The 8,342-nt window shown below is 60.3% G+C and carries 7 protein-coding genes; 3 read left to right on the forward strand and 4 right to left on the reverse strand.

Features of this window, described 5'->3' with window-relative positions:
• Positions 1–36: 36 nt before the first annotated feature.
• The 3 genes from ACILSR_RS31315 to ACILSR_RS31325 form a co-directional block, all read right to left on the reverse strand.
• A complete protein-coding gene (locus ACILSR_RS31315; RefSeq protein ID WP_395753762.1) occupies positions 37–1,011 on the reverse strand; it encodes a magnesium transporter CorA family protein in 975 nt (324 codons plus the stop codon).
• Between the two features lie 84 nt (positions 1,012–1,095).
• Positions 1,096–1,440, reverse strand: coding sequence for a rhodanese-like domain-containing protein (locus ACILSR_RS31320; RefSeq protein WP_395753763.1), 345 nt, complete (start codon positions 1,438–1,440; stop codon positions 1,096–1,098).
• A 21-nt stretch (positions 1,441–1,461) separates the two neighbouring features.
• The gene (locus ACILSR_RS31325) at positions 1,462–2,076 is read right to left on the reverse strand and encodes a L,D-transpeptidase family protein (RefSeq protein WP_395753764.1); all 615 of its coding nucleotides are present in this window, start codon (positions 2,074–2,076) and stop codon (positions 1,462–1,464) included.
• A 182-nt stretch (positions 2,077–2,258) separates the two neighbouring features.
• On the opposite strand from ACILSR_RS31325, the gene ACILSR_RS31330 reads away from it, so the two are divergent.
• Entirely contained in the window at positions 2,259–4,685 is a 2,427-nt protein-coding gene (locus tag ACILSR_RS31330; protein ID WP_395753765.1) for an SMP-30/gluconolactonase/LRE family protein, read from the forward strand.
• Between the two features lie 89 nt (positions 4,686–4,774).
• Positions 4,775–5,665 carry a DUF1963 domain-containing protein gene (locus tag ACILSR_RS31335; RefSeq protein WP_395753766.1) on the forward strand — a complete coding sequence of 297 codons (891 nt, stop codon included), beginning with the start codon at positions 4,775–4,777 and terminating at the stop codon, positions 5,663–5,665.
• Between the two features lie 109 nt (positions 5,666–5,774).
• On the opposite strand, the gene trxB is transcribed toward ACILSR_RS31335, so the two are convergent.
• Positions 5,775–6,707, reverse strand: a complete 933-nt coding sequence (trxB, locus tag ACILSR_RS31340) for a thioredoxin-disulfide reductase (RefSeq protein WP_395753767.1) — start codon at positions 6,705–6,707, stop codon at positions 5,775–5,777.
• 131 nt (positions 6,708–6,838) lie between these two features.
• Here trxB and ACILSR_RS31345 point away from each other — a divergent pair, with 131 nt between their 5' ends.
• Positions 6,839–8,089 carry an MFS transporter gene (locus ACILSR_RS31345; protein ID WP_395753768.1) on the forward strand — a complete coding sequence of 417 codons (1,251 nt, stop codon included), beginning with the start codon at positions 6,839–6,841 and terminating at the stop codon, positions 8,087–8,089.
• Positions 8,090–8,342 lie beyond the last annotated feature (253 nt).

Consider the following 8,342-nt stretch of genomic DNA (forward strand, 5'->3'; position numbering starts at 1 on the left):
GCGCCGTTAGAGGCGAAGAATTGATCGAAGCAGCCGTTACAGCAGCCGCTTGCGCTTGAAGTAAACGATGGGGAGGATCGCGGAGAGGACGATCAGGATCATGACGAGGAGGAAGGCCCAGCCGTTGGAGGCGGCGGGGAGGCCGACGTTCATGCCGTAGATGCTGGCGATGAGGGTGGGCGGCATGAAGAGCACGCTGGCCACGGTGAAGATCTTGATGATCTGGTTCTGCTGGATGTTGATGAGGCCGAGGGTGGACTCAAGCAGGAAGGTCATCTCCTGTGTCTGCTGATTGGTGTAGTCGTCCATGCTCTTGATGTCGCGCATGACGCTGCGGAATTGAGCGGCGAGATCTCCACGCATCCAGGTGGCGGCGTTGTTGAGGAAGTACTGCAGCATGCGGCTGATGCTGAGAAGGCTCTCGCGCACATTGGCGACGAGGGCGCTGCGGCGGCCGAGGAGCTTGACGACATCGCTGAGGTCTTTTTCCACGCCGGCGTGGGCCTTGTGGGGATCGAGATTGAAGACGTCCCGGCAGATCTTTTTCATGTCGCCTTCGACGCTCTGGAGGGCATCGGCGATGCGGGCGACGATGAGCTCCAGGAGGAGAAGAAAGACGGCGTCGCTGGTGAGGGGAGTGCTGCACTGGCGCTTGGCCTGATCCGCGAGGATGCGGAAGGACAGGGGATCGGCATAGCGCACGGTGGTGAGGCAGTCCGGTGCGATGACGAAGGAGATGGAGGTGTTGTCCGGGTCAGGCGTGTCGAGGCCGACTGGGAGCCAGGCGGTCATGTAGAGGGTGCCTTTTTCTGTGTAGAGTCGGCTGGATTCCTCGATCTCCTGCATTTCTTCGCGGGTCGGGAGCTGGTATTCGAGCCACTTTTCGGCCTCGAGTTCTTCAGCACGGGCAGGATTAAGCAGATCGAGGAAGACGAGGTTGTCCGGGAACGGAAGTGTCTTTTCGTCGTTCCAGTCGATGAGCTGTCCTTGCTGGGTGATGAGTCGAACCATGCGTGCGTGCGATTGGGGGTAGCAGGGAGAGTAAGCGTGGGGCAACCATGCGCCACAGCAAACTCGCCTGAGAGGTGTATCAGTTCAGTAACGTGGCGTCGCGGGATCGACCATGTCTGACCATGCATCGATGCCACCGCGCATGCTCTGCGTGTGGACGAAGCCGTGCTGGCGCAAAAATTGAGCGGCGCGCAGGCTGCGCATGCCGTGGTGGCAGTAAATGATGAGGTGCTCCTGAGTATTGGTGAAGACCTGCTGAGCGAGTTCGCCGAACTGAGAGAGAGGGACGAGCTGGGCGTCCGGCAGGTGACAGATCTGCCACTCGCTTTCCTCGCGGCAGTCAATGAGACGGAAGGTGCGCTGGCCGGGACGCTCGAGCAAGTAGCTGACGTCTGTGGGGCCGATTTCGAGCGGAGTTTCCGGAGTCATGACATCAGCAGCAGGCGGGCATCAGGGGCGGACGGTGACGGGGGTGCCCTTGGTGACGTTGTTGTAAAAAACGGCCGCCATGTGGGGAGGCATGCGGACGCAACCGTGGGAGGCCGGGTAGCCGGGAAGGAAACCTTCATGCATGCCAATGCCACCGACGAAGCGCATGAAGTGGTGCATCTTTGAGCCTTCAAAGCGGGTGCCGGGAGGGGCCTTGTCCTTGGTGACGTCAATGTTGGCCATGACGACGTTTCCAGCGCCGTCCACGAAGTCGCCGTAGAGGTTGGACTTGTGCCACTGATCTTTTTCAATGACCTTGAAGTTGCCGGTTTTGGTAGCATGGCGTTCATCGCCGGTGGAGAGGGCGGAGACGCCGGCGAGGGTGCCGCCTTTGTAGAAGTAGGCTTTCTGGTCGCTGATATCGATGATGATGCTGGGAGAGCCGGGAATGCTGTCACCATCCCAGTAGGAATCCTGATCGGCGCTGTACATCGCGGAATGGGGAACGCTGGTAGAGGCGAAGGCTTCGAGGTACTGGGTCTGGCCGCGATCGCCCGAGTTCTGGCAGGATGCCAGCAAGGCTAAGGCGGAAAGGAGGACTAGGCGGACGGCTTGGGGGATCACCAATTGACTCATGCGTAGGGGGTTACGTGTGCGTGGCGTGAAAGGGCGCGGAGATATGCCGTGACAGAGGGCTTCTGTCCAGCGTCAATCGGGGCGGGCCGGGCCGAAACTGGGGCACAACGGGGCTGACATGGGCCGGGTGAAAGGCTGCAAACCGGCGGCGAAAAAGGGCTGTCTGCTACGTTTTGAAACCCATGCTACGACATCTGCTGCCCCTTGTATTCGTCTCGTTCGCTCTCGCAGAACCTCCGCCTGGCCTGCAAACGCCTGGCAACGGGACGCTGTTCAACGGCTGGAAGCTCTCGCCAGCAGGCAAGCATGTGGGGCTGCCCGGTGACATGCCGCTGAAGATGATCCTCTCCCCGGACGGGCAGTCTGCGATCGCGGTGTGTGCGGGCTACAACAGTCCCGGGCTTGTGGTGATGAACGTGGTGGAGCAGAAGCAGACACAGTTCATCCCCATCCCGCACATCTGGAACGGGCTGACGTTTGACCGGGAAGGCAAGAGACTGTTCGTCAGTGGCGGGGCCTCGGGGGAGGTGCATGTGTTTCAGTATGAGGCGGGGCAGCTTTCAGCGCTGAATTCGGTAAAGGTGGCGCCGGAGGGAGCGCCGAAGTTTGTGTCCGGCATCGCGGTGCACCCTGAGGACGGGAGGCTGTATGTGTGCAATGAGGCAAGCCATGAGCTGTGGGTTTTGAATGCGCAGACGCTGGCGGTGGAGGCGACAGTGCCGACGGGGCTGCATCCGCATTCGTGCCTGTTTGGCGCGGACAAGCGGCATCTCTATGTGAGCAACTGGGGCTCCCGCAGTGTGTCGATCGTGGACTCGCAGAGCGGGAAAGAGCTGCGTGAGCTGAGCGTGGGAGTGCGGCCGAATGACATGGCGATCGCCCCGGACGGGCGGTTATACGTGGCATGCTCGGGAGACAATACGGTGCATGTGATCCAGACGCGCACGCTGGAAAAGAAGGGGGAGGAGGCGGACTCCTCACGGAGGCTGTGGGATGGCACGCGGGAGATTATTTCCACATCGCTGTATCCGCAGTCGCCGGAAGGCAGCACGCCGGATGCGCTGGCAGTTTCGCCGGATGGGCGGACGCTGTTTGTGGCCAATGCGGACAACAACTGCGTGATGGTGGTGAACATCGGCGAGTCGGTGAATGAACCGGGTGAAAAGTATGCGGAGAAGATCAGCACGGTGGAGGGATTTATTCCCGTAGGGTGGTATCCGGCTTCGCTGGTGGTAAGCAGCGATGGTGGCACGCTGCTGGTGGGCAATGGCAAGGGCATCGTCACCACACCTGATCCCAGCAGGGACGGCGAGCTCAAGCCGGGGGAAAAACAGAAGGCCATCCATCCTGGACGCACCTTGGACGGCAGCGTGAGCTTCATTGCCAAGCCAGATGACAAGCAGATGACCGAATACACGGCGCAGGTGCGGAAAAACTCTCCCTACACGCCGGAGATGCTGCGCGCGGTGAAGAAGCCGAATGATTGCGTGATTCCGGACAAGGTGGGCGCGCCATGCCCGATCAAGTATGTGCTGTACATCATCAAGGAGAACCGCACGTATGACCAGGTGCTGGGAGACATGAAGGACGCGAAGGGGAAGCCGATGGGCAATGGCGACCCGAGCATCACCCTGTATGGCGAGGACGTGACGCCGAACCAGCACCAGCTCTCACGCGACTACGTGCTGCTGGACAATTTGTACTGCAATGGCGAGGTGAGCGTGGACGGGCACAGCTGGTGCGATGCCGCGATGGCGACGGACTGGAACCAGCGCTCGTGGACGCAGAGCTACTCCAGCCGCAAAGACAAGCTGCCCGGCAATGACGAGCTGGAAACGCCCACGGCGGGCTATCTTTGGGACCAGTGCAAGCGTGCGGGGATCAGCTTCAAAACGTACGGCGAAGGAGCGCAGCGGGTGCCCAGCGTGAACCGCGGCAAGTGGGGCGAGCCGCGTGACATGGACAAATGCGAGAACTGGATCCGAGACCTGCATGAGGCGGAGAAGACGGGTGACATGCCGCGCTTTACCATCATGGCTCTGGGCGAGAACCACACCAAGGGCACCACGCCCGGGGCATTCACGCCTGCCGCCTGCGTGGGCAGCAATGACGTGGCGTTCGGCAAAATTGTGGAGGCGGCGACGAAGTCGAAGTTCTGGAAGCAGATGGCCATTTTCGTGATCGAGGATGATGCGCAGAACGGGCCCGACCATGTGGATGCGCACCGCACCATCGGCTCGGTGATCAGCCCGTGGGTGAAGCAGAAGAGCATCGACCACACGCTTTACACGACGGCGAGCATGATCCGGACGATGGAGCTGATCCTGGGCCTGCCGCCGATGACGCAGTATGATGCGGGAGCGACGCCGATGTTTCGCTGCTTCACGAATGAGGCTGTGGCGAAAGAATACAAGGTGCTGCAGCCGAAGGTGGATCTGCTGGCGAAGAATACGACTGCCTCACCCGGGGCGAAGGCGAGTGCGATGATGGATTTTGACGAGTATGATGAGGCACCTGAGGATGAGCTGAACCGGATTCTGTGGACGGAGGCGAAGGGACCGGATGCGCCGTATCCGGCGCCGATTCACCGGGTGCTGTTTACGGAGTGATTTTATTGTCAATTTTTTGAGCTTGAACCCAAGTGAAGCGCTGAACTAGATGGGAACAGCCGTTTCGTTTGTGCCGACTCACTCACCTCATGCATACTCTTGCCGAAGAATTTCAGTCGTTGCCTCCTGTTTTTAACAGCGTCTTTCGTCCGAGCATTGTCCTGCGGCCAATTCCTGCTTCCGAGAGCGAACTGGCGCTGGGCGAGAGCCGGATGGGAGGACGGCCCGATCTGCCAGCGGACATGGAATGGCCCCAATATGAAGGCAAACATCTGGTGTTTGTCGCGCAGTTTGCACTTGGGGATCTTGGAGGCTGGGCGCAAATGATGGGGCTTCCAGCAGCGGGTCATCTTTACTTCTTCCACGATCAAGATCACACGTGGGAACTGGGGCCGAAGCAGGAAGGATTTCAAGGTGTCATTTATTCCCCGGCTTCGCGCAAAGATTTGCACCGGGCAGACTTCCCGGCTGACATCGCAGAGGGCGCGGAACATCAGTGCCCTCTCTGCAAAATCGAGCGGCATCCTTTGCAGCAGAACGCGCCTCCATGGGCTCCAATCTGGCAAAGCACCCAGGCCCCCAGCGAAGAAGATTTGCTGGCAATCAATGATTATAACACTCGGTTGTTTGACCATCTTCGGGGCACCCTGGGGTGGCCGGAAAAAGAAACAGAACCCTGGCATGCGCTGGGTGGATTTCCCACCAAACTTGTCCAAGACCCTGTGGAATGGGAATGCCAGAGCTATGTGTGTGAGATGAGCGACGAAGAATTTTGGGAGCTTCCTGCCGAGGATGGAATCGCCTTTGAGGAACAACAAAAAGCAATGTCTCAAGACTGGGTCCAATTGCTCCAGTGCGATTATGATGAAACCACCGGAACATGCTGGTCCGACATGGGCATGCTCTGCTATATGATTCGCAAGCAAGATCTGGCTGCCCTGGCTTTTGATCGTGTGGTGGCGATCATGCAATCGCACTAAATATACACAAGGACCTATGTTCTTGCTGCCATACTGCTTGTAGCACGCTCGCAGGCGGGCGGGTTAAAGCCACGACCGTCCTACGAGGGGAGCTTGATGTGTGCTGAGTTTAATGCACGCCGTGGTCGGCGAGGTAGCGTTCGGCTTCGAGGGCGGCGGCGCAGCCCTGGCCGGCGGCGGTGATGGCCTGGCGATAGACGTGGTCGGCGACGTCACCGGCGGCGAAGAGGCCCTCCGTTTTGGTGCGGGTGCCCTGGGTTTGCAGGATGTAGCCGTTTTCGTCGGTATCGACGAGGTCGCCGAGGAACTTGCCGTTTGGCACGTGGCCGATGGCGACGAAGACGCACTTCAGCTCAAGCTCGCTCTTTTCACCTGTGACGAGGTTTTCGAGGGTGACGGCGCGCATCTCGCCTTTTTCGTCGGTGATGTACTCGCTGATGGTGGAGTTCCAGACGGGCTTGATCTTGGGATTGGCCAGGGCGCGGTCTGCCATGATCTTGGAGGCGCGCAGTTCGTCACGGCGATGGATGAGATAAACGGTGCTGGCGAATTTAGTGAGGAATCCGGCTTCTTCGCAGGCACTGTCCCCGCCGCCCACCACGCAGACGGGGACGTTGCGGTAGAAGGCACCGTCGCAGGTGGCGCAACTGGTAAGGCCCTTGCCGATGAGACCTTTTTCATTCGGGAGGCCGAGGTGCTTGGGAGATGCGCCGGTGGCGACGATGACGGTGCGGGTCTCATAGACGGTGCCGCCTTCGGTGTGGACTTCGAAGTGGCCTGCGTCGGTTTTTTTGACACTGCTCACGAGGGTGTACTCGATGCGTGCGCCGAATTTTTCCGCCTGGGTCTGCATGTTCATCATCAGCTCGGGACCCATGATGCCGTTCGGGAAGCCGGGGAAGTTTTCCACCTCGGTGGTGGTGGTGAGCTGGCCGCCGGGCATGTTGCCGGAGAGGATGAGGGGCTTGAGGTTGGCGCGGCCGGTGTAGATGGCTGCGGTGTAGCCGGCGCAGCCGGTGCCGATGATGATGACGTTTTCCATGAGAAAGGGAGGTGGGGAGGGGCGAGAAAGGTCGCGGAAGATGGAAAGGCGGAGCGGCGGCGCAACCCTGAGCTTTTTCCAGACTCGTTGTTGGAGTTTCGCGGCTTCCGGCTTATTTCAAATTTACAACGATGTCCAACCCCGCCCCGGATGCCAAAGCCAGCCGCAAATCGCTGGCGACGCTGTTTTTCTGCACAGCGATGCCCATGGGGATGTGGAGCGTGCCGCTTTCGAATGTTTTTAATGCGCACGGGAGAGGGCATCTGGTGCCGTGGGTGTTTGCGACGACAGCCACGGCGGCGTTCATCTCCCCGCTGTTTGTGGGGGCGATGGCGGACCAGAAGCATTCGCCGGTGCTGCTGCTGCGCTGGCTGACGGCGGCGACGAGCCTGACCCTGCTGCTGACAAGCGCCGCCCTGGCCTGGGCGTGGAGTGACGCGGCGGTTTTGATCTGTGCACAGGCGCTGGCGCTGGTGGCCCTGCCGGCGTGGAGCGTGACGAGCAGCATTGTGTTTTCCCAGCTGCATGACGCGAAGGCGCAGTTTGGCCCGCTGCGCGCGTGGGCCACGGGAGGGTGGATGGTGGGCTGCTGGGTGGTGAGCTTTGTGCTGCGGGCGGACGCCTCCCTGCTGGCGGCGGTGACGGCGGCGGGGTTGTGGCTGGTGGTGATGGCGCTGACATGGAAGCTGCCGATGATCCCCCCGGGCGAGGTGGTGCAGCATCGTACGTGGAAGCAGATTCTGGGGCTGGATGCACTGGGGCTGCTGGTGCATCGGGATCATCGCGTGGTGTTTCTGACGGCGGCGCTGTACTGCATACCGCTGGCGGCGTTTTATCCTTACACCTCACGGCAGCTGCATGATCTTGGCGTGGAGAACATCTCTGCGGTGATGTCGCTGGGACAGACGACGGAGGTGCTGGTGATGCTTATTCTGGCGAATGTGATGGCGCGGTTCAGACTGAAGTGGGTTTTCTTTTCCGGAATCGCCATCTGTGTGGTGCGGTTTTCCCTAAACGCACTGAACAGCCTGCCTGCGGTGATGCTGGGCACCTTCATGCACGGCTTTGCGTACACGCTTTATTTCATCACGACGCAGATCTATCTGGAGGAGCGCATAGACCCCAAATGGCGCGTGCGGGCGCAGGCGCTGCTGGCCATGCTGATGAGCGGCGTGGGGAATCTGCTGGGGTACCTTGGCGGAGGCTGGTGGTATGATGCCTGCACCACGGTCGTCGATGTGCCATGGCCGTGGTGGTGCCCGCCGTCGCTGACGGTAAAGATCACCGACTGGCCCCGCTTCTGGTGGGGGGAGGTGGGGCTGACGGCGGTGGTGTGCGTTTTCTTCGCCGTGGCGTATCGGGGGCGACCGAGGACGCAGTAAGGCATAGGGCGCGGTGGCGGCGGCTCGGGGACAAGCCGCCCTACCTGCGATGGGCAATGCGATGATTTGTGGAAAAGTGGGTGACGGGCGTGCTGACGCCACACCCATCCCACTTAACCCGGATACCGAAGTTAAGCAGCGTTTTTGAGATCTGTGTCTGGAGAGGGCAATTGGTCGGGAGGCTGCTTCGGCGAAGTTCGTTTTTGCCACTCCAATATTTTATCCATCAAGGGTTTGTGCTTCTCGCTGCCTC

The organism is Prosthecobacter sp., assembly GCF_044222565.1.
Taxonomy (GTDB): domain Bacteria; phylum Verrucomicrobiota; class Verrucomicrobiia; order Verrucomicrobiales; family Verrucomicrobiaceae; genus Prosthecobacter.

Excerpts from the sequence above, each read along its gene's own strand:
- ACILSR_RS31345 (WP_395753768.1), top strand. The coding sequence starts at position 6,839 with ATGTCCAACCCCGCCCCGGATGCCAAAGCCAGCCGCAAATCGCTGGCG.
- ACILSR_RS31335 (WP_395753766.1), top strand. The coding sequence starts at position 4,775 with ATGCATACTCTTGCCGAAGAATTTCAGTCGTTGCCTCCTGTTTTTAAC.
- trxB (WP_395753767.1), bottom strand. The coding sequence starts at position 6,707 with ATGGAAAACGTCATCATCATCGGCACCGGCTGCGCCGGCTACACCGCA.
- ACILSR_RS31320 (WP_395753763.1), bottom strand. The coding sequence starts at position 1,440 with ATGACTCCGGAAACTCCGCTCGAAATCGGCCCCACAGACGTCAGCTAC.
- ACILSR_RS31330 (WP_395753765.1), top strand. The coding sequence starts at position 2,259 with ATGCTACGACATCTGCTGCCCCTTGTATTCGTCTCGTTCGCTCTCGCA.
- ACILSR_RS31315 (WP_395753762.1), bottom strand. The coding sequence starts at position 1,011 with ATGGTTCGACTCATCACCCAGCAAGGACAGCTCATCGACTGGAACGAC.
- ACILSR_RS31325 (WP_395753764.1), bottom strand. The coding sequence starts at position 2,076 with ATGAGTCAATTGGTGATCCCCCAAGCCGTCCGCCTAGTCCTCCTTTCC.